This is a genomic window from Paenibacillus sp. AK121, from assembly GCF_019042715.1.
In the GTDB taxonomy this organism is placed as follows: domain Bacteria; phylum Bacillota; class Bacilli; order Paenibacillales; family Paenibacillaceae; genus Paenibacillus; species Paenibacillus polymyxa_C.
In genome coordinates, this window is sequence record NZ_JAHPJM010000003.1 from 246,467 (window position 1) to 268,010 (window position 21,544).

The following is a 21,544-nucleotide window of genomic DNA, read 5'->3' on the forward strand; positions in this document are numbered from 1 at the left end:
CGTCAGCAGAGACAAACTCATACGGTATAAATACAGGAAGGTGAGATGAATTAATGGGTACAAAAACAGCAGTCATTTTGCTAACAGCATGTCTGCTGCTTAGTGCTTGCACTGCGACGAAGCCGGAATCTGCGGATTCCAATAACCATCAGGATTCAGTAACTTCTGATTCAAGTAACAGTGCCAAAGATCAGAGCAGTATATCTTCCCCAAAAGGAAGCAGTAAGCAAGTAGACAGTGATGAGCAAAAATCAGTGAGTACAACAAATACACAAAATGACAAAACCGCCGTTGGGAGCAACGGAACTACAGTTTCGACAACTGCGGTTACCACTAACAAAATGTATCACTTGGACAAAGCTTATAATGTAATTCCTAACCAACAAGGTGCCGAAAAAAAAGTGGTGTTGCTGACTTTTGATGATGGTCCGAAGGAAGCCGTCATGATTAACAAAATCATAGATACATTGGATAAGCACAAGGCAAAGGCGATTTTCTTCGTAAACGGTTATCGTGTAAAAGAACATCCTGAGTTGCTTAAGCTCATCCATGATCGTGGACAGCCCATTGGCAACCATAGCTGGGACCACATCGTTCTCAAGAACAAGTCTGAGGCTGAGGTCAAAAAACAGATTGAAACGGTACAAAAAATCGTTAAAGATACTACAGGCCAAGCACCCGTATTCTTTCGTCCGCCTCATGGTGCTGGTGGAGACGTAGGTCGCAAGGTGGCGAAGGAAAATGGGCTCTTATATATGACATGGTCCGTTGGTTCTCTGGACTGGACGATGAAAAAAAATCAACCTCATAAAACGGAGACACTTCTCAAAAACGTAACAGAACAACTTCATCCAGGCAGCAATATTTTGATGCATGAACTGCCATGGACAGCGGAGGCACTGGACAGTCTATTGACGCGCCTTGAGCAGAAGGGTTATCAATTTGTCGATCCACAAAGCATTGAGATTCCTGCCAGTTAATAGTCACTTGTGCATATGCTCGTATGGTCAAATGTAGATGACGTAAAAATAAATAATGTAAAAAGGCCTCGATCTCCACATAACTTGTGGAGATCGAGGCCTTTTTAGAGTAACGTTGCACGCACGTACTAGACACAAGCTGTCACAATGCCTTTATATCACCACAGCATTTCACTAATGGGTGGTGCACCCTTAATTCCCCACCATAGTAACGCTGCTGTAATAAGCACAAAAAGAGTGCTCAAAAAATTTAAAAACCACTTACTTACCCGAATACGGCGGGACGGAAACATTTCTGTCCGTGTTCGGTACTCACTGGCAGGAATGTCTTCCTCCATTGTCACAGCAACTTCTGGTGCAGCGGCAACGTCAGCCAATTCTGGCATGGGCCGTGAAGCACGGGAGCGAACCGGTTTGGGCTTTGACCTGTCCTCCTCCTTGCCTTTGCGACCATTTCGGCGGCTACCATAGGTCTGCACTCTGCTAAGTTCCTGATTCATTCTTCATACCTCCGAAAACGTAACGCTAAGCCAGATATAAGGTCAATCACAAAATGACAAATGATTGGTGCCCACAGGCTGCCTGTCTGCACATATATATATCCCAATCCATAACTGCTAAGGAAAACCCAGCCCGTGGGAATCCAATGCCGTAAATATCGGATATGAATAACCGCAAACAAAATGCTTGTCCAATAAGGACCAAAGCTGTACTGAATCGCACCTCTAAACAAAAGTTCCTCACAGATGGAAACGATAGCAGCTATACAAATAATATGCCAAACCGGTCGATTTTGAAACAGCATTTGATTAATACCACCGTCATCCATGGCATCCTCAGGCATGATCCGAGATAGCAGCAGATCCACTAATAGCATAGCGGCCGCCAGTCCCAATCCCCACCATAAGACGTGTACAGTGTTGGGCAATGCAAACAGTTCAAACACATTTCTTTTCTGAAATATAATCCAGATTGCGCCAATCAGCAGGGTCAGACCCTGAGTTAGATACAAATTGTAAAGCAGCAAGCGGTCGTTCAATTGATGAATTTGCGCTCTTTTCCATTTCACTTTAAGCTTTTTCATAGTTAGTTAGTCCTCTGCTTAGTCTTCTTTAGCATCATAGCCAAAAAGTCGGGCGGATTCAAGAAGACTTAAATCTTAATTTTTCCGCATTCTGTAGCTATGTATCTAGTCGTCTATCCACACATGTCGCATGTCCTATTGACATGCCCATGTAAGCCATGATACATTATGAAAAAATTATTAGCGACAACAACAATGATGGAGAAAAGGTATTGATTTCGTCCTCAGAGAACCGGTGCTTGGGTGGAAGCCGGTGGCGAAGTAACTACTTTCAGCGCTCCTGAGTTATTGCATCGAGGTCTAGGGAATCATTTTCCGACATTAGATGCAATCGGCAGAAAACCGTTATCCTTTCGGTCATTATATGACCGCTGAAGGCAGTCCATTGCGAAATGGCTGCGAATTAGGGTGGTACCACGATAACTCTCGTCCCTTACTATGGAGATAGTATGTGATTCGGGAGTTTTTTTGATGCCCGAAAACCATAAAGCGACTCCGCATAAGGCCTTTGGTTGTCAGTTTGGTGCAAAATACTATTTTATTCCTTTTCTGCGTCAATGCGTTATCACACTAGTGTTTCGACCGCTCTCCTGTACTTTTTAGAAGCATTTCATGTTTTTTCATGTTCTTTATGGAATGTATTTCAGTTTGAAGTACATCCTGTCCATAAAAGAAGTTAACTTTGAGGAGGAAACCAAATGTTTAAAGTGTTAGTATCCGATCCAATCAGTGACCTGGGCATTCAGCAGCTGATGGATGCAGACGATGTCACGGTGGACAAGAACACAGGTCTCAGCGAGGATGAATTGGTTCAAATTATTGGTGACTATGACGCATTACTCGTCCGAAGCCAAACCCGGGTAACCGAACGCATCATGGCGGCAGGTAAAAACCTCAAGGTTGTCGGACGTGCCGGGGTCGGAGTGGACAACATCGACCTTGAAGCAGCAACACAACGCGGGATTATCGTTATTAATGCTCCTGACGGCAATACCATTACGACATGTGAGCACACTTTTGCCATGATGATGGCACTGGCTCGCCATATTCCACAGGCTTACGCTAAAACCATCGGTGGTACATGGGATCGTAAAACATTCCTTGGTGTCGAACTGCGTAACAAAACACTTGGAGTCCTCGGCATGGGACGTATCGGCAGTGAGGTAGCTAAACGCGCCAAAGCATTTGGCATGAGCATCCTCGGTTATGATCCGTTTCTGACTGAAGAACGCGCTGAGAAGCTGGGCATCAAGCTAGCCAGCGTGGACGAAATTATCCGCAACGCAGATTTCATGACCGTACACACGCCATTAACACCAGAAACCAAGCATATGATCGCACGCCCGCAGTTTGAAGTGATGAAGAAAGGAATGCGCATCATCAACTGTGCCCGAGGCGGAGTTATCGATGAAATGGCACTTGTTGAAGCTATTGATGAAGATATCGTTGCCGGTGCAGCCTTTGACGTATTCGAGTCGGAACCACCAGCACAGGATCATCCGTTCCTGAGCCATCCAAAAATTATCGTTACACCACATCTGGGTGCATCGACTGTCGAAGCTCAGGAGAACGTGGCGATCGACGTGTCTGAGCAGGTGCTGCATATTTTACGGGATGAGCCGTTTAAAAATGCGGTCAACATGCCTCCAGTACCATCCAATGTCATGACGCAATTGCAGCCATATTTCTCACTCGGAGAGAAGCTGGGCAGCTTTGCCGCTCAGATCACCAACCAGGCTGTACGTGAAATCCAGGTGGATTACGCTGGCGATTTGTCTTCTGTGGATACACAGCCGCTCACACGTTATATTTTGAAAGGCGTACTTAGCCGTCATCTGGGCAGCGATGTGAACATCGTAAACTCTGTGCATCTTGCCAAAACACGTGAAGTTCATCTCATCGTCTCTCAGGCGCCTGCCACCAAGGGCTTTACCAACCTGATCACCGTTACGCTCAAAACGCAAAGCGGCGAAGAACAACGTGTTTCCGGCACCCTGCTCGCAGGCTATGGTGAACGTATTGTTCGATTGAACCAGTTCCCGGTAGATGTGGCACCGGAGGCTCATTTCCTGCTCATCTCACACAATGATAAACCCGGCATTATCGGCCGTGTCGGCACCTTGCTTGGGGAGAACAGCGTCAACATCGCTTCTATGCAAGTAGGTCGTAAAATTGTTGGCGGTGAAGCTATCATGATCCTGACCGTTGACAAAGCTGTGCCTAAAGACGTACTGATTCAACTCGTAGGCTTGCCAGAACTGAATACTGCCCAAGAAGTAGTGCTGGATTAGTTCCAGTCAGTGTGAAAACTTCCTTGGTTTTATTTATAAAGAGAGGCGCCCGGCTACCGAGGCGCCTTTTCTTATACCCTTATCTAACATAGAAGCATCCATCTTGAAACTGAATGTTCCACGTTGAACAAGATAAATGTTGATTTTTCAACAAAAAGCACCCTCTTCCGAGGATGCCTGCAAACTGGGACATATGAGCCGTCGTTATAAGCTTGTTACAGAGCCCTGTCTTGTTTTGATGGAGATTGGCAGCAAAATAGTAAATTCCGTCCCTTCTCCCAGTACGCTAGCAGCTGAGACAGAGCCTCCGTGAGCCTCTACGATGTTTCTAACAATGGCAAGCCCCAGCCCAGTCCCTTTGTCCTCACCACGTACTCTAGCCTTGTCTGCCTTGTAGAAGCGGTCAAAAATATAAGGTAGGTCCTCACTGGCAATGCCCACACCTTCATCTTTAATACGAATGCGGATTAACTCATTCCGTTCTCCCCGAATTTGATCCGCCGCAATGGTAACTTTTTTCCCAGAGGGTGTATGTCTGAACGCATTATCCAGCAAATTGGTCAACACCTGCTCCAGTCGGTCTTCATCTGCCTCAGGCAACAGCAAGTGTTGATCTGACTCATAATAATCGAGTGTCAGTCCCCGTTCCTTGGAACGAACCGTAAATTTCCGGTGAACACGCTCGATCAGTTCATTCACATCCACTTCCTGACGGTACATGTCTGTATGACCTGCCTCCATTCGGGCCAGATCCAGCAGATCCTTGACTAATCTTCCCATACGCAATGATTCATCATGGATAACCTGTACTAGCTCCTCAGACTCTTCCGGTGAACCCGCCATGCCGTCCAGCAAAGCCTCACTGTATCCCTGCATCATAGATAAGGGTGTACGGATTTCATGGGATACGTTGGCTACAAAATCGCTACGCATCTTCTCAAGTTTTACTTCTTCCGTAATATCTCTAAGTACAGCTACTGCACCACGAATAGCGTTATCTGTATACAGCGGCGCCATTTGCACTGACCACGAGCCTTTCTTGACATGGATGTAGTCTCCGACATCCTCGCCTCTGTCCATAACCGTATGGAACAAAGGCAGCAAAGGCTCAGGCACAGAAGCTCCGAATTCCTCCAGATCACGCCCCTGCCACTCCAGCTTTTCCCAAATATCCAGCAAACTTTGTGCAGGCGGATTCGTCAAGATGATTTGTCCACTTCTGTCGAAGGTAAATACGGCATCAGACATACTTCGCAGCACACTGGATAAGTGGTTTTTCTCCTCATTCAGACTGCGGATCGTCGCTTCCAGTTCCGTAGACATATGGTTAAAAGTTTTCGCCAGCTCTCCAATTTCATCGCTGGTCACCAGCGAAAGCCGAGTATCATACCTTCCCTCACGGATGGCATTCGCCGCCTGAATCAACAGCTGCATAGGCTGTGTGATTTTAGTAAAAAGAAATAGAGCAAAAAAGGTCGTCAATAAAAATCCGACAATACATGTATAGGTGAATAAATGCTTGATCTCCGTCGATTCATGTGCTGCAAAATTTCTGTTGATGTACGGCAATAAAAAAAGCCCCAGAAAAATAAGCACAGAACCTACAAGACAAATGATGGTGATCCACAGCTTGCCTACCAGCGATCTCCAGAAGTTCACGTTATTTTGGAACCTCCAGCTTATAACCTACGCCCCATACGGTCGTAATCATAGCCGCTGCCTCTGGCGATACCTTATTCAGCTTTTCACGAAGCCGTTTCACATGCGTGTCCACGGTGCGTAGATCACCAAAAAATTCGTAATTCCAAACATCTTTCAGCAGTTCTTCGCGTGAGAAGACTTTATCTGGCGACACCGCCAAATAATGCAACAGCTCGTACTCTTTAGGCGTTAGACTGATTTCAATTCCGCCTGCAGTTACCCGGTGTGCATCATGCTCAATAATAAGATTTGGAAAAACAATACTATTGCTTGGCACAGCCTCTTTCGTTAAAAAAGCAGTCTCCGACGACCGTCGTAAAATTGCCTTTACCCGATAAATGACCTCTCGCGGGCTGAAGGGCTTGACCACGTAATCATCAGCTCCGACTTCGAAGCCTTGCACGCGGTTCACTTCCTCGCCTTTGGCTGTTAGCATAATCACAGGTGTAGATTTGGTTTGGCGCAGCCGTGTACACACTTCAATCCCGTCCATACCCGGAAGCATCACATCGAGCAAAATAATACTGTAATCGCTTGCAGTCGCTTTTTGGAGAGCAATCTCGCCATCCTCAGCTTCTTCAATCTCGTATCCTTCTTTTTCTAGATACATCCGCAGAAGGCGGCGAATGCGTTCTTCATCATCTACAATTAATATGCGGTTGCTTTGTTCTGACATATTCCCAGCCCCTTCGCTAAAAAAAGCATTCTCTCTATTTTACTATTTTCCCGTGCTTGGTCAAACTTTACTCTCATCCAATAGTCTCTTTACGCCAAAAAGGCCGGGGTTATGACCCCCGTCCTGTCCGTTTCTTTTTCGTGTTGTCTGATTTGGCAAGTTGAATGAGACGGTTGATTTCGTCCTTGGTTAGGGGTCTGGTGAGACCACGCTTCAAGTTTTGCAGCAATAGATCCCCAAAAGCAATCCGCTTGAGTCTGATGACTGGGTGCGAAATGGCCTCAAACATCCGTCTTACCTGGCGATTTCTGCCTTCATAAATGGTAATCTGAATCACAGATTCCTTACCGTCCGGATCTACATCCTTATATTCTACCTCGGCCGGTGCAGTAATGCCATCCTCCAGCACGATTCCTTTTTTCAGCTTGTCCAGCTCAGTACCGTGCGGAACGCCTTTGACTGTAGCCACATACGTCTTCGGCACATGATGCTTGGGATGGGTGAGCAGATTGGCGAACTCTCCGTCATTGGTAAGCAACAGCAGCCCTTCGGTGTCGTAATCAAGACGTCCGACCGGATATACGCGTTCCTTGACGCCTTTTAGATAGTCAGACACAATTTTGCGACCTTCCGGATCGGAAGCGCTTGTAATGACCCCTTTGGGTTTGTTCATCATCAAATAGATTTTTTTCTCAGTTTTGATCGGGCGTCCCTTTACTGTAATCATATCTTGATCAGGGTCTGCTTTCGTTCCCAGCTCAGTTACGGTAACCCCGTTTACTTCCACACTGCCCGCCTGAATAAGCTCCTCACATTTACGTCTGGAAGCTACACCGGCTTGGGCCAATATTTTCTGCAATCTTTCCATGTTCGCTAATTCACCTCATGCTAATGATACCCATCCATGAGCAAAATCACAACCCCCGTTCAAAAAACGATGCAAAATTCAAAATACAAGCAAACAAATGGCAATAGCCGCCACAAAACCAACCACATCTGAAAATAGTCCCACCTTCAAGGCATATCGTCCATTGCGGATACCTACCGCACCAAAATATACAGTTAATACATACAGCGTCGTATCTGTGCTGCCCTGAATCGTTGAAGCAATCCGACCGATCATGGAATCGGGACCATAAGTGCGAATTAGATCCGTCGTGAACGCAAGTGAACCAGTGCCCGTCAATGGACGGAGCAAGCCTAAAGGCAGCACCTCGCCAGGTACGCCCGAGTTTTTAATCCACGGGGTTACCCAGGATATTACATAGTCCAAAGCGCCGGATGCTCGAAAAATGCTAATCGCCACCATCATGCCTACAAGATGAGGAATAATGCTGATGGCGGTAGAAAAGCCGTCTTTGGCTCCATCTACAAAAGAATCGTAGACAGGGACCTTTTTGGCATATGCATATAAAGGAATAAAAGCAAGAATAACCGGGATGGCCCAAGTCGATACGAGGTTAATAAAATTCAGCATGCCTCCCTCATCCTTTCCAAGTGGTGTCCCTGCCCTTGGTAGCTGTGATTCGCGTTCGCGGCACGGCAGGTGAAGATATGGGCGGTACATGTGAAGAAGCCACAGATGTTGGTGCTTGCGTGGTACGTGGCGCCAAGGAGGTCTGGGATGGCGGATTCGCTGGAGGACGGCGGCGCAATTCTCGACTACGATACCAACGATCCGCCGCAATGGCAGCAAAGGTGGCTATTGCGGTCGCCACCAGTGTCGTTCCGACGATTTCTGCCGGGTGGGCGGAATGAAAATTTAGTCGAATGGCGATCAACGTAGTAGGAATAAGCGTAATGCTGGCTGTATTCAGCGCTAGCAGCGTACACATGGCAGGTGTAGCGGTTTGCTTATCAGGATTGAGCGTTTGTAACTCTTGCATCGCTTTGATCCCCATGGGCGTTGCTGCATTCCCCAGTCCGAGCAGATTGGCGCTCATATTGGACAAAATGTAGCCCATAGCGGGATGATTACGCGGAACATCAGGAAAGAGAAAGGCGACCAAAGGAGAAAGCAGCTTAGATATTTTCTGCAAGAGCCCACCGTCTTCAGCCAACCTCATCATGCCCATCCAGAATACCAGCACACTTATCAGTCCAAAGCATACTGTAACACCCGTAGTTGCCCCGTCAAAAGCCGCCTTCGTCACCACCTCTATATTTCCCTGTGCGGCTGCAAATACAAATCCTATACAAATCAAAGCCACCCATATGAGATGAATCATGACTGATTCCCCCTTTTCCCAATGATGTGACACCGCAGCTTTATAGCATCAAGCCTACTTGCCTTATGATCTGAACAGATTTTTAAGAATTTCATTCCATTTGCTCGTCCAACCTCGTGGCTGAGTATGGTTTGCAGGAACTTGTGCAGTCGGAGCCTCCTGCTGTGGATGTACAATAGTTTGAGTAGGCAGCTTACTACCTTTTTCATATACAGGAACAGAACCGATCAATTTACCTTCCAGTAAAAATTCGACCCGTCCTCGTAAACCAAAAGACACGTCAGCTCTATCCGCCGAAGCGGAATTTTTAAACAACACCAGTCTTTTGTGCAATTGAGTCTTCTCACCATCATGTAGAGGATAAGAAAAACTCGCCCCTGTCAAGAGGGGGTAACCATCAATAGGCTGCTGCTTGTCCGTAATCGGAATGAGAGGATAATATCGAAAGCCGTAATCAAGCATACGGGCATGGTCATTCCAATCGTCCCCGTCATTCAAGGTAACAGCAGCGAGCTGGCGCCCCTCACGCGTAGCTGAGCTGACCAGGCAACGAAACGCTTTTTTAGTAAAGCCTGTTTTTACACCGTCAGCTCCCTCATACAGCCGCAGCATTTTGTTTTTATTATGCCATGAATAGTCCCAGGAATCGTTGGGGTTCGGTGCTTTCTTCAGTTCTGTTTTTACGATACGGGCAAAAGTTGGGTTATGCAGCGCATAAGCAGTGAGCCGGGCCATATCGTTGGCTGAGGAATAATGTCCATCGGCATCCAGCCCATGAGGATTAGCAAAATGCGTATGGTTTAGCCCAAGCTGAACCGCCTTGTCATTCATTAAATGGACAAATCCCTCCTCTGTCCCCCCAACATGCTCGGCAATGGCAGAAGCTGCATCATTACCCGAACGGAGCATTAAGCCGTATAGCATATTTTCCAGCGTCATTTGTTCACCCATTTGCAGAAAAAGCGAGGAGCCTTCTTTGGCATACGCCGTTGAACTCACTTTTACTCGGTCCTGCAAGCGTCCATGTTCAATGGCTACAATCGCCGTCATAATTTTGGTTAGGCTAGCTATTCGGAGCTCCCGGTCACCTTCAGCTGAATATATGATCCGTCCTGATGTGACATCAATTAAAGAAGCAGCCTGTGCATGAGTTCCTAACGCGGGTGGTGTTGCTTCTGTTGTCACCGCTCCCAGAACAGGCTGTGGACTCAGCAATGTAAGCGGCAATGACAAAACAAGCATAAGCGCTAGCGGTAAAACAAATGCGCGTGCCTTATTCTTAAAATGGCTGTGGTCCGCATGGATATGTTGTTTTTTTTTAAACATTTGGATTCCTCCGGTTTTGAGCAAGTCTTGTACCATTCTATGTCCAAGCTGTTCAAAGTATGTCCACCTTTATAACAGAAAATTCCTTGTACAGGACAGTCATTAGCCGCTCCTCTTTTGCTTTCTTTCTATGTTAACCAAGCAACTTGCACTCCTGAACACATATAATATTAGTTACTAAACGTTAAATATGAATCGGGGGGTTACAACATGCAGCGATTACAGTTTGAAATGATTTTAAGATCGCGGATTGTAGAGTCCGCACAAGCATTGCATCAAAGTGGTGTATCCTTCGCCACTTTTGCTACCGCGCGTTGCAACCCACAATTTTGGGAGTTAACGGAAAAAGGCGGTTTTCGGATCAAAGCAGGTGTCACTCCGGCGCAAGGGATCAGAGATATCTTTATAAACGGTCAACAATACGCTTTTGAATGTGCAACAGCAATGGTTATTGTGTTGTACAAAGGAGTACTGGATTCCATTCTAGAAAGTGAGTTTAATCAGATTTTTGCAGATATGCTGTTGTATGATTGGCACTATGACAGTGATCTCAGGCTTATACAACAGCAAGGCAGCCATAAAGCGGTTCCTGGGGACATTCTGTATTTTAACAATCCAGATGTGTCGTCCAATGCATTGGAATGGAAGGGAGAAAATGTCGTCAAACTGAAGGAAGATTCTTTCTATGGCCATGGGATTGGCATCTTGCCGGCTCAAGGTATTATTGATTCTCTTAATCGACATCGTCGCCCGGATGCCACGGTATCTGCTTATATGACGAATGAAGTGATCTACCCTGACTTCGTTTACCTATCCCAGTTCGCACCCGAAGAAAACCGAAAAAATGAACTATCAATGAATACATTTTATTACCAAGAATTCAGTCACTGTATACATGCTGTCATTGGTGGAAGGCAGTATATTCAGGAATAGAGGCCGAGTTCATACTAAAAAGAAGGTATTCCTAGGCCACGCTCGGCTTGGGGATACCTTCTTGAGAGCACACTTTTAATTTCAATAACTTTTACAAGTAAGCCGGTCCAGATTGACTTTGGTCAGTATTAGCATTTGCAGGTACCTGTGGAGGTGGAGTCTGCATGTTGCTGCCTGAATTCTGGAAGATAGACTGAACCTTATCGATCAGGTATGGTGTGGAGTCGATGATTTTCTCAAACAGATGCGTTTGATTGTCCAGCGGAACGATTTGTGCTCCCTGTTTGCCAACAACTAGAAAGGCAATGGGTTGAATAGATACACCACCACCGCTACCGCCACCAAAAGGATGTACTTCCTTCCCACTATGATTACCGGATGCTGAGGAAGTATGGAGCGCCTCTTCATCTACGTTAAAATCACTTCCCCCGGCTGCGAACCCAAATCCTACCTTACTGATTGGCAAAATAACGGAACCATCGGGTGTTTCCACCGCGTCTCCCACAATCGTATTCACGTCCACCATGGCCTTGATGTTCTCCATCGCGGTTTGCATGAGCCCTTGAATCGGATGATCTGACATGTTTTATTCCTCCTCTGCTTATCTCAAGCGTAGACTGCTTTTCTTTCGCTATTGTGCGCAAAGGTTCAGGGAAATATGTATGTCAATCCTCTACACTGTTTATTCCTCACTGCTGGCTTGTTGATGCTCAGGATTTTTGGAAATAACCCGCTTCCATGCCTCTGGTCCTCCCGGAACACGCCATATGCGGAAAGCTAATCTGAGCATGGAAAAGATTAAATAACCGAGCGATATTTTTGCTTCACAGTTCAAGATGGTAGTAAAACGTAGTCGGTCCACCCAATAAGGCACAACAAACACCTTTGGGGTACAGTCCATGCGCACAATGCTGGAAGCAAAACCGATCAAGGTCGTTTTTAGCCCCCATAACATACCAGTTGAGGTCGCTGTATAAGCTGCGTCAGCCAGACTAATATTGGTAGACCACTCCATTTTGGACACTGTTACATGGGCCAATGTATGTCGCAGCCATCGCTGTAAAGATTGTGTTCCCTTGAGCAAAACCCGTATATCATGTATAAATTGCTTGATTTTTTCGATATCAATATTTCCGCTATCCACAGAAGCATCCGTTTTATGTATGTTTTTATTGCGGTCAAGCCGATAGAGAAGCCCTTTTTTCAAACCTGTTATGAGAATGGCTGGAATATCGTAATCCATTTTGACCAACCCGTATAGAATTCTGATCTCTAGATGCGCCCGATCATCATTGTCATGCTTGGCAATTTCCAGCTTCAATCGAATACGAGAGAGCAGAATAGCCAGTACGATGAATATAACGATGATGATGGCGATACTGATCCATTTCCACACTGGCGAGTCCTCCCTACCCTTTTGCTATAGAATATCATGGCAAAAATAGTATGACCCTTCAGCGGAAAATCATGCATCTTAAAATGCCAAACAGCCAGCCCTCAACAACGTAAGGACTGGCTGTCTTTTAAATTTTATGAACTTAGGATTCCAGATCCGAATCGTTCTCCGCAGGCTGGCTGCTCTCCAGACGCTCGAACAATAGCTGTGTCTCTTCTTCCAAATTGTCTGAATCCTCGAACTGCTCCGGTTGCGGTAGATCTTCGAGAGAGCCTAGACCGAAATAATCCAAGAATGATTTCGTCGTTCCATACAATATTGGTCGTCCGATGGCTTCAGCTCGACCTTTCTCTTCAATGAGCTCCTTGATGACCAGTGTATGTATGGCCCGCTCGGATTTGACACCCCGAATTTCTTCGATTTCAACTCTTGTAATGGGCTGGCGATAGGCCACAATAGCCAATGTCTCCAAAGCAGCTTGAGACAGTGAGGCACGTGCCGGAGAGTAGGCGAGCTTTTCAAAATAGGGTGCATGTTCGGATAAGGTTGCAAGCTGATAATGACCAGCAATACGGACAAGCTGCAGACCTCTTCCTCCCTGCTCCATGTCCTGTTTCATATCCTCCAGACACTTTTCAACCAGCTCTTGCTGCTGCTCTACAATGTCGGCGATCTGCTTGGTGGACAACCCTTCCTCTCCCGCAAGAAACAGCAGCCCCTCAATAATTGATTTCAGCTTCAGATAATCCATTAACCCGTAAATCCCCTCTCCACTCCATTACAATATCATCGAAAAGCTTCTCCTGATAACAGAAGATTTGCTTCATTTTCATCAATTCAAGGATAGCCAAAAAGGTTACAACCACCTCATGCCGATACATATCCTCATGCATCAGCTTGGAGAACAGCAGCCGTCCTCCAGTCCCCACCATCTCTAACGCCCCGATAACTTGCCGGATACGGTCCTTGACTGAAATTTCGTCCCGATGAACACGGGTTACCGTCGTACGTCGTTCAGCTTTGCGCAATGCACGCTGAAAGGCCGCGACCAAATCACTTGCATGCAGCCCATGCACCGGATTCGCGGGTTCGGTTGGCAAGAATGCGCTCAAATCTTCCGGCTCCTTGCCATAAATCAGACTCCGTTCCCACTCACGTTCACTCAGGTGGCGAGCAATCCCTTTGTATTTGCGATACTCCACCAGCTTGCGAACCAGTTCCTCGCGTGGATCATAGTCCTCTTCTTCATAATAATCCAAATCGTCATATTCCATCACAGGTGGCTTGGGAAGCAACAATTTACTCTTAATGGATAAGAGCGTCGCCGCCATCACTAGAAACTCGCTTGTAATGTCCAGCTCCAGCTCCTGCATACTGTGCAAAAAAGCCATGTACTGATCAGTAATATCGCTAATCGGGATATCCTGAATGTCAATCTCGGCTTTATCAATCAGATGCAACAGTAGATCCAGCGGACCCTCGAATGTTTCCAGCTTGTAATTTACGACTGTCAATGTGCTTCCCCCTGCCTTACTCCAATCATCATTCAACAATACCTTTCCCCATTAGCACTTATGCTCTACGTTATCAATCCCTCTTTCTGTAGTATATACGTCATCGCCTTGCTTAACAATCCAATCCCTTTTCCACTTTGCAGTTTATGCCGTTCTTTCAGCCATTTATATCATTAGAACTGCTTACCGAGATTGGCCATTTCAATCGCAGCCAGCGCAGAATCCCAACCTTTATTACCAGCCTTCGTACCTGCTCGTTCAATAGCCTGCTCAATATTTTCCGTAGTCACTACACCAAAAATAATAGGGACACCCGTTTTCAGACTGCTTGCCGCCACACCCTTGGCCACTTCATTGCAGACGATATCATAGTGTGAAGTAGAGCCACGGATAACCGTGCCAAGCGTAATGACGGCATCATATTTTCCGCTTGCAGCCATTTTTTGTGCAATAAGTGAGATTTCAAATGCACCCGGCACCCATGCTACATCAATTTCATCTTCCTGTGCACCATGTCGTTGAAGTGCGTCAAGCGCACCACTTAACAGTTTGCTTGTAATAAACTCATTAAATCTGCCCACCACAATACCATACTTTAAACCACTTGATACAAGATTACCTTCCAGAAAACGTGCCATTCTTATCAACCTCTCTTTTTTTGAATTTTTTTACAATGACAAACGACGACGGTATTCAATTAAATGTTGAATGCTAATCAGCTTCAGTTGATGTCGCTTGGCGATCACGGCCAAATCAGGCAAGCGGGCCATTGAGCCATCTTCTTTTATAATTTCGCAAATGACCCCGGCCGGCTTGAAGCCGCTGAGTCGTGCCAGGTCGACAGCCGCTTCAGTATGACCGGCGCGTTGCAAGACCCCACCATCGCGAGCAATTAGCGGGAACATGTGACCAGGTTTGCGGAAATCGCTGCCCGTGATTGCTTCTTCGGCTAAGGCGCGAACAGTCAAAGAGCGCTCGGCCGCTGAAATCCCCGTTGTTGTCTTCATATGATCTACCGATACCGTAAAGGCGGTACCGTGAAAATCTGTGTTTTGCTCTACCATAGGATGCAATTCCAATGCCTCGGCTCTGTGCTGTGTGATCGGCACGCAGACCAACCCGCGACCTTCTGTAATCATGAAGTTGATGACCTCAGGCGATGCTTTCTCAGCCAAAGCGATAAAGTCGCCTTCATTTTCCCGCTGTTCATCATCCACTACAATAACGACTTTGCCGTTCTTTAAATCCTCCAATGCTTCTTCGATGGAATCCAATCGAATCTCTTCGTCATGGTGCAACTCGCCCTGCTCCATGATGTTTGTCGTCGCACTTATTTGGATGCCTCTATCCATAACCCTCTCCTCCTTATGTCTTATGTCACGAATGCTCCTGAACCAAATTTTCTATCATTCTGTATCAGGCTGTATCAAGCAAAGCCGTGTTTCGCCAAATAGTCCAAACTAAGAGGAGCTTGATCTGCTCTCTCCATCGGTACTGAACCTCTGTAATGTAAAAGTTGCTCCACATATTTGCCCAATATGTCGCATTCAATATTCACAGTGTCTCCCTCACGTTTGGCTTGTAAGGCCGTTTCAGCTAAGGTGTGGGGGATAATGGATACGGCAAAGCTATCTCTCGTACGCTGCGCGACTGTGAGGCTGATACCATCAATTGTAATTGACCCTTTGAGGAGAACATATTTAAATAATGCTTGATCAGAAGGCTCAACTTCGAACACAACTGCATTCTGGTCTGATGTTACTCCGCGAATTGTACCCGTCCCGTCCACATGTCCCTGTACGATATGTCCTCCGAACCTTCCATTCGCCGCCATCGCTCGCTCCAGGTTGACTCGGCTGCCGGATCTGAGTTCCCTTAGATTACTGCTGCGAAAAGTCTCTGGCATCACATCAACCTTAAAATCTTTAGTACCAATCTGTATTGCCGTCAGGCAAACCCCATTTACCGAGACACTATCGCCGATTTTCAAATCGCCCAATACCACAGAACCCGAAATCCCCAGCACCATCGCTTCACCGCTCTTAGAAATACTTTGAATGCGACCCACTTCCTCGACCAATCCGGTAAACATGCTTTCACTCCTTTCCACTACATTTCAGTTTATCCCTAATTCATCTGCTGTAAGCGCAAATAACCCCCAGTCAGGATTCAATCCGTCATGGGGGTGATGAGAGTCACATATGTAGTATACAAGCGCAGTTCATGTATGTCTTAAAATGACATGAAATCATAGGTTTGCCAAAAGAAAGCATGATCGAAGGTACAGCAATTACGCTCAGAACGTTATCAAAAAGAAAGCTTAATCAAAGCTGTCGTCCGATACTGTCCTACAACGAAATAAGCCGTACGCATTTTTACGTATGCTAAAAATTGGCACATGTCACGTCATACACATGCGCTTCGTATCCTTCTCCCATCCAGACTATACTGTCGGTCCCGGAATTACACCAGGTCCACCTTCTGCTGATTGTTCAGCATCCGGGTCACGGACTAAGCCATGCTGAGTTCGCAGAAGCGATTCACAAACATGTCATCACCGCCGGTGGGGAATTTCGCCCCGCCCCGAAGGATCTTGCTCTTATTTAATTGAATTAACATTAAACTTGTTACGTATATTAGCACCGACTTCAAAAAAAAGCAAGTTATCTAATAGAAGCTCCTGCTTTGGTTTTGACATATTGGCTGGAGAGTTCTTCAAACCAGGTTTTATCATTCATATGAAGTGCCAGATCAATCAGATCGGCCAGTTCGTCGACTCCAAGCTGTGTATCATGGTCAAAGGTAATAACGGCCGAAGCAACAGGTCCTCGCTCTCCTTCAGAACATGCTTCATAATCCAGTCGTACATCCACATGCCCATCAATAAACTCGCATTTTAGAAAATAAATAATTTCACACATTAAAATAGGGCGCACTTGTGTTTCTAACACACAATCCATCACCTTGGCAGAATAATGCTGGTTCGTCAGCGTGAATTTGTGTTCTGTTGCCGCCAGCGATGCCCGTCCAAAATCATCCGTAAACTTGAGTTCCACTGGCGTGATGTTCATAACCTTGGGGATTTGCTTCTTTATAATTTCAATTATTTCAACTGTATTCAGCTTAATCATTACCTGCACCTCATTGCATCTTAAAATTCAAAAGAAAACTTTATAACATGCCTTCTATAGGCCTCCACTCCTATATCGGAAATCATTACCTGTTTTTTTATGCTTCAACCCATAAACGCAAAAAAAGATTCCTTGCGCAGCAAGCGCAAGGAATCTCAATCGAACTGGTGCCGAAACAGCGGCTAACAATGTTACACGATTATTATACAAAAAAACAGAACTATAACTCCGAAATTTCATGTTTCTTTTTCAGGATAGTCCAGCGACGCTCAATCTCCTGCTCAAAGGTAGCCAGCGTTGCTTCCTCTTTGAGAAGATGCTTCGTTTTACCCATTAATTTCAGCCATTCTGCGGCTGGAATCCGTTTTCCCTTGTCTTCCGGATTGTACGTAATCGTCGTGCTTCCCTGTTCGATTTCGTACAAAGGAAAGAAGCAAGACTCAACTGCGGCGCCTACGATGCTAGTACCCAGTCTGTCTTCGGATTTCCAGTTGAGCGGGCAAGCGCACAGAATTTTACCATAAGCCGTACCGACGTTGTTGGCATACCATTGAGCCTTGGCCGCTTTGCGCAGCATATCCTGCGGATGGCTTTCGGCTGCGGTAAAAGCATACGGGATGTTACAGGCGGCCATGATTTGTACGGTATCCTTATGATGCCCTTGCTTCCCTTTTTGCATTTTCCCTACACCCGATGTACTGGTCATATGCCCCATTGGAGTGGAGTACGATTGCTGCGAACCTGTATTCATGTACCCCTCGTTGTCATATTCCAGCATAATCAGTTTATGGTTACGCAGAGCCGCACCAATTGCAGAACCCATACCGATATCCATCCCACCGTCACCACTGATCATGATAAAGGTTGGATCATCAGATATCTTAATTTCATTACGTCGCTTCATCTCCATGTAAGCTTCCAGCGCACCTGAAAGGGTAGCGGCCCCGTTTTGAAAAAGATTGTGGATCATCGGTTGCTTGTGTGATGTATATGGATACCCTGTCGTCACCACATAAACGCAGCCAGTCTGGAATAGTACGACAATATCGCCTTCAATTCCTTTAAAAAATAGCTCAAGCGCAGACAAGGCTCCACAACCAGGACAAGCCCCATGCCCTGGTGTAAGACGGCGTGGTTTGGTTGTCAACGAACGCAGAGGTGGTACCTTGACTTTGAGCTTCCCAGTCGCCTCGTCCGGCGTAACCTGAATCAGCCCCGTACGGTATGCATTGCCACGTGGTGGCTGCATGACTTGCGGCATCACCTTGTCTGGAGAGCCTGGATTAACCCCGTAATAATCAAAAGGCTTCTCCGCGCGTCCAGCCTCTGCCGCCTGAATCGCAAGCTGGAAGAAGGCCTCTGCATCTTCCGCATAAAAGTCCTTACCACCCAAGCCAAAGATACGGCTTAACACGATGGTTTGGTTCAACGGGTCCTCCTGCAACGCCGCCTTGATTTCGTGCGTCAAATTACCGCCATCCGATCCGTATGAATCTGCACGTTCACCCACCAGCAGCGCCTTGACATGACGCAATGCCTCTCGCAGTTGTGCAGCAGGAAATGGCCGGATGATATTCGGACGAATCACACCGGCTTTAATGCCGCGCGTGCGGAGTTGATCCGCCACATCCTTGGCCGATTCGGCCGCCGAGTTCAGCAGGAAGACCGCAACCTCGGCATCTTCCATATGATACAGGTCCAAAATCGGATATTCCCGCCCGGATAAAGCGGCATATTCTGCTGCTACCTGCTCATATACTCCTTCTGAAAGCTTCAACGCTTTGGACAGTTGAGCGTGATTATTCGTCAGGTCATCGCCGTTCATATGCGCACCCACAGTGACAGGATGATCAAAATCCGTAATATTCGGATAATTTAGGTTCGGGTTGGGGCCTACAAAATCGCGCACGGTCTCTGCATCGGCAAAATATTGCACTTTACGTTTTTGATGGGACGTATAAAAACCGTCGTATGCGACCATTACAGGCAATCGTACATCGCTATGCTCTGCAATTTTCAGGGCCATAATGTTCATATCATACACAGCCTGTGGCGTACTTGCCGTCAAAATGACCCAGCCTGTATTCAAACCATAATACAGGTCCGAATGATCCCCCCGAATATCCAAGGGACCACTGACAGCTCTTGTCACCAGATTCATAACCATAGGAAAACGGGTACCCGACTGAACAGGCAACTGCTCCAGCATGTACAGGAAACCTTGCGAACTGGTAGCGTTCACAACCCGCGCTCCTGCTGCCGCAGCTCCATAACAAATCCCTGCCGATCCGTGTTCTCCATCTGCTGCAACCAGTTTAATATTATGCTGACCACGCGTTTTCATTTGATCTAGATACTGGGCTACCTCAGTCGATGGCGTAATCGGGAAATATCCCATCATATGATAATTGATCTGCGCAGCCGCTGTAGCTGCCATTTCATTACCGGATTCGAATGTTGTCACTTGTGCGGCGCCCGTCTGTTTGAGTTCTTCCTCCAGCTTTGCCATTACGCACGCCCTCCTTCATATACTGGAAATTGGTGGGCAACGCGATTCTGCTCCGCCCAGCCCCATTGTTCGCGACGCGAGCTTAATGCCCCCGACGGGCAAATATCTACACACTTCAGACACCCTTTGCAATACTGGTAATCAATCCCTTGCAAAAACGGCATCATTCTTCCGCGTTTGTCTGCTTGCTCTTCCCATACAAAGCAGTAATCCGGGCAAATCGAATCACACTTGGCACAATGAGTACATTTATCAGCTTCATACTCAGGTACATAACCCTGACGTGAACCACTAACATCTTTCGTCATGCTGTTGCCCTGAGTTGCAATAACGCCCCCCAGCAATTGAGTTTCGTACCCTAGCAAAGGCTGCGGACGTTCAAAAACCCGATCCTGCGCGTCAGCAGTAACCGGATATACATGTAGTTGCATTTCTTCAAAACCACGATTAAACGTACGCAGATTAGGTTCCACTAATTGTGGATTTTTCTTTTCAAAAGTACTGCGAATAACCGATCTCATTGCTTCCGGGTCCAGGAAATCACAGACACGGAACAAGGCACCTAGCATGGACGTATTTAGTTTGGTCCGCTCTTCCAGTGCGATGCCCATCGCATCCACCACTGCTAATGTACCGGATACCAGTCCCAAATCAGCCCGTATTTCTTCTGCCGGACGTGTGGAATTGACCACTACAATCCCATCTGCTGGCAGGCCGCTGATTACATTTACCGTTTTGTATAACGTTTCATGGAAAATGCCTACCACATGCGGTTGCTCGATCGGACTGTGATCGCGAATATCCACCTCCGGCTCACAGAAGCGAACAAAGCTTTTAACTGGAGATCCCTTCTTTTCCGAACCGTAGGATGAGAAATTTGAAGCATTCAGTCCCAGACCAAGTACCCCGGTTTCGGCCAACATTTTGCCAGCCAGATTTGCGCCGAGTCCACCAATGGATTCCAGCCGGATTTCAAAAAATCCGAGTCGATTTGTGCGCGTTAAAATAGACAATGTGATAAGCCCCCTTCTTTTCCAACTCTTACTGAGCTTGAATACTCATATAAAATAAATGGAAAATGCATTCTTATGAAAAGGCTATCACAACACTTACTTTTCGAATGTGATCTTACGCACTGTAATACCTACGTGATTGTAAAAATCAGCAAACCGTCAAACAAAAGACAACAAAAGCCGCCCTGTCCAAAGACAGAACGGCTTAGGTGCAACGCTATTTAAAGGAATTCAAATCATGCATGTAATGGTAAATTACACGTCAAATACTTTAACCTCTTTCATTTTGTCGCCTTGTTTTACAGCATCAATGAATTCCATACCTTTGGTTACTTTACCAAATACAGTATGTACTCCATCTAAATGCGGCTGTGGAGCGTAGCAAATAAAGAATTGACTGCCACCTGTGTTGCGACCTGCATGAGCCATGGACAGAACGCCTTTGGCATGCTTTGTTGTATTCGTAGCTGTTTCACAGTCAATGGTGTAGCCAGGACCGCCAGTACCATTACCGATCGGACAACCCCCTTGAGCAACAAAGCCCGGGATGACACGGTGGAAGCTCAAACCATTGTAGTAACCGCTGTTTGCCAGCTTTTCAAAGTTAGCAACGGTGTTTGGAGCTTCTTCTGGGAAAAAGTCAATTTCGACGATACCGCCGTTTTCAAGATCTATTCTACCTTTTTTCATTGTTTGTATCTCCTTTTCAACCTGTTTTGAGAACTAAATAACATCAAGTTCCAGTTTACTATGAATTGGCGC

The 21,544-nt window shown here is 46.4% G+C and carries 22 protein-coding genes, 1 riboswitch and 1 other annotated feature; of the genes, 3 read left to right on the forward strand and 19 right to left on the reverse strand.

From position 1 onward, the window contains the following. The first annotated feature begins 53 nt into the window (after positions 1 to 53). Positions 54 to 980 carry a polysaccharide deacetylase family protein gene (locus tag KSP24_RS07425; protein ID WP_216974819.1) on the forward strand — a complete coding sequence of 309 codons (927 nt, stop codon included), beginning with the start codon at positions 54 to 56 and terminating at the stop codon, positions 978 to 980. Between the two features lie 158 nt (positions 981 to 1,138). Here KSP24_RS07425 and KSP24_RS07430 read toward each other — a convergent pair whose 3' ends face one another. Both KSP24_RS07430 and KSP24_RS07435 read right to left on the reverse strand, forming a co-directional pair. Continuing rightward, a complete protein-coding gene (locus KSP24_RS07430; protein ID WP_058711104.1) occupies positions 1,139 to 1,480 on the reverse strand; it encodes a hypothetical protein in 342 nt (113 codons plus the stop codon). Next, positions 1,477 to 2,064, reverse strand: a complete 588-nt coding sequence (locus KSP24_RS07435; protein WP_013371710.1) for a type II CAAX endopeptidase family protein — start codon at positions 2,062 to 2,064, stop codon at positions 1,477 to 1,479. The genes KSP24_RS07430 and KSP24_RS07435 overlap by 4 nt, the downstream gene beginning before the upstream one ends. A gap of 186 nt (positions 2,065 to 2,250) precedes the next feature. Next, positions 2,251 to 2,501, forward strand: a binding site (T-box leader). A gap of 261 nt (positions 2,502 to 2,762) precedes the next feature. On the opposite strand from KSP24_RS07435, the gene serA reads away from it, so the two are divergent. Continuing rightward, entirely contained in the window at positions 2,763 to 4,355 is a 1,593-nt protein-coding gene (gene serA / locus KSP24_RS07440) for a phosphoglycerate dehydrogenase (protein ID WP_216974820.1), read from the forward strand. A gap of 204 nt (positions 4,356 to 4,559) precedes the next feature. Here the strand turns inward: serA and KSP24_RS07445 are convergent, their stop codons facing one another. The 6 genes from KSP24_RS07445 to KSP24_RS07470 form a co-directional block, all read right to left on the reverse strand. Beyond that, on the reverse strand, positions 4,560 to 6,014 hold the full coding sequence (locus KSP24_RS07445) for a HAMP domain-containing sensor histidine kinase (protein ID WP_058711107.1): 1,455 nt from the start codon (positions 6,012 to 6,014) through the stop codon (positions 4,560 to 4,562). 1 nt (position 6,015) lies between these two features. Next, positions 6,016 to 6,732 (reverse strand): response regulator transcription factor, encoded by a 717-nt coding sequence (locus tag KSP24_RS07450; protein ID WP_013371713.1) that lies wholly within the window; start codon positions 6,730 to 6,732, stop codon positions 6,016 to 6,018. A gap of 109 nt (positions 6,733 to 6,841) precedes the next feature. Then, positions 6,842 to 7,600 (reverse strand): pseudouridine synthase, encoded by a 759-nt coding sequence (locus KSP24_RS07455; RefSeq protein ID WP_013371714.1) that lies wholly within the window; start codon positions 7,598 to 7,600, stop codon positions 6,842 to 6,844. A 78-nt stretch (positions 7,601 to 7,678) separates the two neighbouring features. Next, a complete protein-coding gene (locus tag KSP24_RS07460; RefSeq protein WP_302054341.1) occupies positions 7,679 to 8,209 on the reverse strand; it encodes a spore maturation protein in 531 nt (176 codons plus the stop codon). 7 nt (positions 8,210 to 8,216) lie between these two features. Then, positions 8,217 to 8,960: a nucleoside recognition domain-containing protein gene (locus KSP24_RS07465; protein WP_025675641.1), complete on the reverse strand. Its 744-nt coding sequence runs from the start codon at positions 8,958 to 8,960 to the stop codon at positions 8,217 to 8,219. Positions 8,961 to 9,023: 63 nt separating this feature from the next. Further along, complete coding sequence (locus KSP24_RS07470) at positions 9,024 to 10,286, reverse strand: D-alanyl-D-alanine carboxypeptidase family protein (protein ID WP_064962964.1); 1,263 nt, start codon at positions 10,284 to 10,286, stop codon at positions 9,024 to 9,026. A 210-nt stretch (positions 10,287 to 10,496) separates the two neighbouring features. Between KSP24_RS07470 and KSP24_RS07475 the strand changes: the two genes are divergently transcribed. Then, on the forward strand, positions 10,497 to 11,219 hold the full coding sequence (locus KSP24_RS07475) for a protein-glutamine gamma-glutamyltransferase (protein ID WP_216974821.1): 723 nt from the start codon (positions 10,497 to 10,499) through the stop codon (positions 11,217 to 11,219). A 91-nt stretch (positions 11,220 to 11,310) separates the two neighbouring features. On the opposite strand, the gene ytfJ is transcribed toward KSP24_RS07475, so the two are convergent. The 11 genes from ytfJ to KSP24_RS07530 all read right to left on the reverse strand — a co-directional run bounded on the left by ytfJ (position 11,311) and on the right by KSP24_RS07530 (position 21,472). Continuing rightward, complete coding sequence (gene ytfJ / locus KSP24_RS07480) at positions 11,311 to 11,802, reverse strand: GerW family sporulation protein (protein WP_216974822.1); 492 nt, start codon at positions 11,800 to 11,802, stop codon at positions 11,311 to 11,313. Between the two features lie 99 nt (positions 11,803 to 11,901). After that, complete coding sequence (locus KSP24_RS07485) at positions 11,902 to 12,615, reverse strand: DUF2953 domain-containing protein (protein WP_216974823.1); 714 nt, start codon at positions 12,613 to 12,615, stop codon at positions 11,902 to 11,904. Between the two features lie 142 nt (positions 12,616 to 12,757). Further along, positions 12,758 to 13,366: an SMC-Scp complex subunit ScpB gene (gene scpB / locus KSP24_RS07490; protein WP_216974824.1), complete on the reverse strand. Its 609-nt coding sequence runs from the start codon at positions 13,364 to 13,366 to the stop codon at positions 12,758 to 12,760. Next, positions 13,335 to 14,129: a segregation and condensation protein A gene (locus KSP24_RS07495; protein ID WP_040103467.1), complete on the reverse strand. Its 795-nt coding sequence runs from the start codon at positions 14,127 to 14,129 to the stop codon at positions 13,335 to 13,337. The genes scpB and KSP24_RS07495 overlap by 32 nt, the downstream gene beginning before the upstream one ends. Positions 14,130 to 14,302: 173 nt before the next feature. Beyond that, positions 14,303 to 14,767: a 6,7-dimethyl-8-ribityllumazine synthase gene (gene ribH, locus KSP24_RS07500; RefSeq protein ID WP_013371724.1), complete on the reverse strand. Its 465-nt coding sequence runs from the start codon at positions 14,765 to 14,767 to the stop codon at positions 14,303 to 14,305. Positions 14,768 to 14,797: 30 nt separating this feature from the next. After that, positions 14,798 to 15,481, reverse strand: coding sequence for a 3,4-dihydroxy-2-butanone-4-phosphate synthase (gene ribB / locus KSP24_RS07505; RefSeq protein ID WP_302054342.1), 684 nt, complete (start codon positions 15,479 to 15,481; stop codon positions 14,798 to 14,800). Between the two features lie 74 nt (positions 15,482 to 15,555). Then, a complete protein-coding gene (gene ribE, locus KSP24_RS07510) occupies positions 15,556 to 16,221 on the reverse strand; it encodes a riboflavin synthase (RefSeq protein WP_013371726.1) in 666 nt (221 codons plus the stop codon). 330 nt (positions 16,222 to 16,551) lie between these two features. Then, a riboswitch (FMN riboswitch) is annotated at positions 16,552 to 16,724 on the reverse strand. 68 nt (positions 16,725 to 16,792) lie between these two features. Then, positions 16,793 to 17,260 carry an IDEAL domain-containing protein gene (locus KSP24_RS07515; protein ID WP_058829742.1) on the reverse strand — a complete coding sequence of 156 codons (468 nt, stop codon included), beginning with the start codon at positions 17,258 to 17,260 and terminating at the stop codon, positions 16,793 to 16,795. 220 nt (positions 17,261 to 17,480) lie between these two features. Beyond that, positions 17,481 to 19,769 (reverse strand): thiamine pyrophosphate-dependent enzyme, encoded by a 2,289-nt coding sequence (locus KSP24_RS07520; RefSeq protein WP_216974825.1) that lies wholly within the window; start codon positions 19,767 to 19,769, stop codon positions 17,481 to 17,483. Further along, entirely contained in the window at positions 19,769 to 20,782 is a 1,014-nt protein-coding gene (locus KSP24_RS07525; RefSeq protein WP_013371729.1) for a 2-oxoacid:acceptor oxidoreductase family protein, read from the reverse strand. The genes KSP24_RS07520 and KSP24_RS07525 overlap by 1 nt, the downstream gene beginning before the upstream one ends. A gap of 255 nt (positions 20,783 to 21,037) precedes the next feature. Next, a complete protein-coding gene (locus KSP24_RS07530) occupies positions 21,038 to 21,472 on the reverse strand; it encodes a peptidylprolyl isomerase (protein WP_013310775.1) in 435 nt (144 codons plus the stop codon). Between the last annotated feature and the right edge of the window lie 72 nt (positions 21,473 to 21,544).

Excerpts from the sequence above, each read along its gene's own strand:
- KSP24_RS07425 (WP_216974819.1), top strand. The coding sequence starts at position 54 with ATGGGTACAAAAACAGCAGTCATTTTGCTAACAGCATGTCTGCTGCTT.
- KSP24_RS07430 (WP_058711104.1), bottom strand. The coding sequence starts at position 1,480 with ATGAATCAGGAACTTAGCAGAGTGCAGACCTATGGTAGCCGCCGAAAT.
- KSP24_RS07435 (WP_013371710.1), bottom strand. The coding sequence starts at position 2,064 with ATGAAAAAGCTTAAAGTGAAATGGAAAAGAGCGCAAATTCATCAATTG.
- serA (WP_216974820.1), top strand. The coding sequence starts at position 2,763 with ATGTTTAAAGTGTTAGTATCCGATCCAATCAGTGACCTGGGCATTCAG.
- KSP24_RS07450 (WP_013371713.1), bottom strand. The coding sequence starts at position 6,732 with ATGTCAGAACAAAGCAACCGCATATTAATTGTAGATGATGAAGAACGC.
- KSP24_RS07455 (WP_013371714.1), bottom strand. The coding sequence starts at position 7,600 with ATGGAAAGATTGCAGAAAATATTGGCCCAAGCCGGTGTAGCTTCCAGA.
- KSP24_RS07460 (WP_302054341.1), bottom strand. The coding sequence starts at position 8,209 with ATGCTGAATTTTATTAACCTCGTATCGACTTGGGCCATCCCGGTTATT.
- KSP24_RS07465 (WP_025675641.1), bottom strand. The coding sequence starts at position 8,960 with ATGATTCATCTCATATGGGTGGCTTTGATTTGTATAGGATTTGTATTT.
- KSP24_RS07470 (WP_064962964.1), bottom strand. The coding sequence starts at position 10,286 with ATGTTTAAAAAAAAACAACATATCCATGCGGACCACAGCCATTTTAAG.
- KSP24_RS07475 (WP_216974821.1), top strand. The coding sequence starts at position 10,497 with ATGCAGCGATTACAGTTTGAAATGATTTTAAGATCGCGGATTGTAGAG.
- ytfJ (WP_216974822.1), bottom strand. The coding sequence starts at position 11,802 with ATGTCAGATCATCCGATTCAAGGGCTCATGCAAACCGCGATGGAGAAC.
- scpB (WP_216974824.1), bottom strand. The coding sequence starts at position 13,366 with ATGGATTATCTGAAGCTGAAATCAATTATTGAGGGGCTGCTGTTTCTT.
- ribH (WP_013371724.1), bottom strand. The coding sequence starts at position 14,767 with ATGGCACGTTTTCTGGAAGGTAATCTTGTATCAAGTGGTTTAAAGTAT.
- ribB (WP_302054342.1), bottom strand. The coding sequence starts at position 15,481 with ATGGATAGAGGCATCCAAATAAGTGCGACGACAAACATCATGGAGCAG.
- ribE (WP_013371726.1), bottom strand. The coding sequence starts at position 16,221 with ATGTTTACCGGATTGGTCGAGGAAGTGGGTCGCATTCAAAGTATTTCT.
- KSP24_RS07515 (WP_058829742.1), bottom strand. The coding sequence starts at position 17,260 with ATGATTAAGCTGAATACAGTTGAAATAATTGAAATTATAAAGAAGCAA.
- KSP24_RS07520 (WP_216974825.1), bottom strand. The coding sequence starts at position 19,769 with ATGGCAAAGCTGGAGGAAGAACTCAAACAGACGGGCGCCGCACAAGTG.
- KSP24_RS07530 (WP_013310775.1), bottom strand. The coding sequence starts at position 21,472 with ATGAAAAAAGGTAGAATAGATCTTGAAAACGGCGGTATCGTCGAAATT.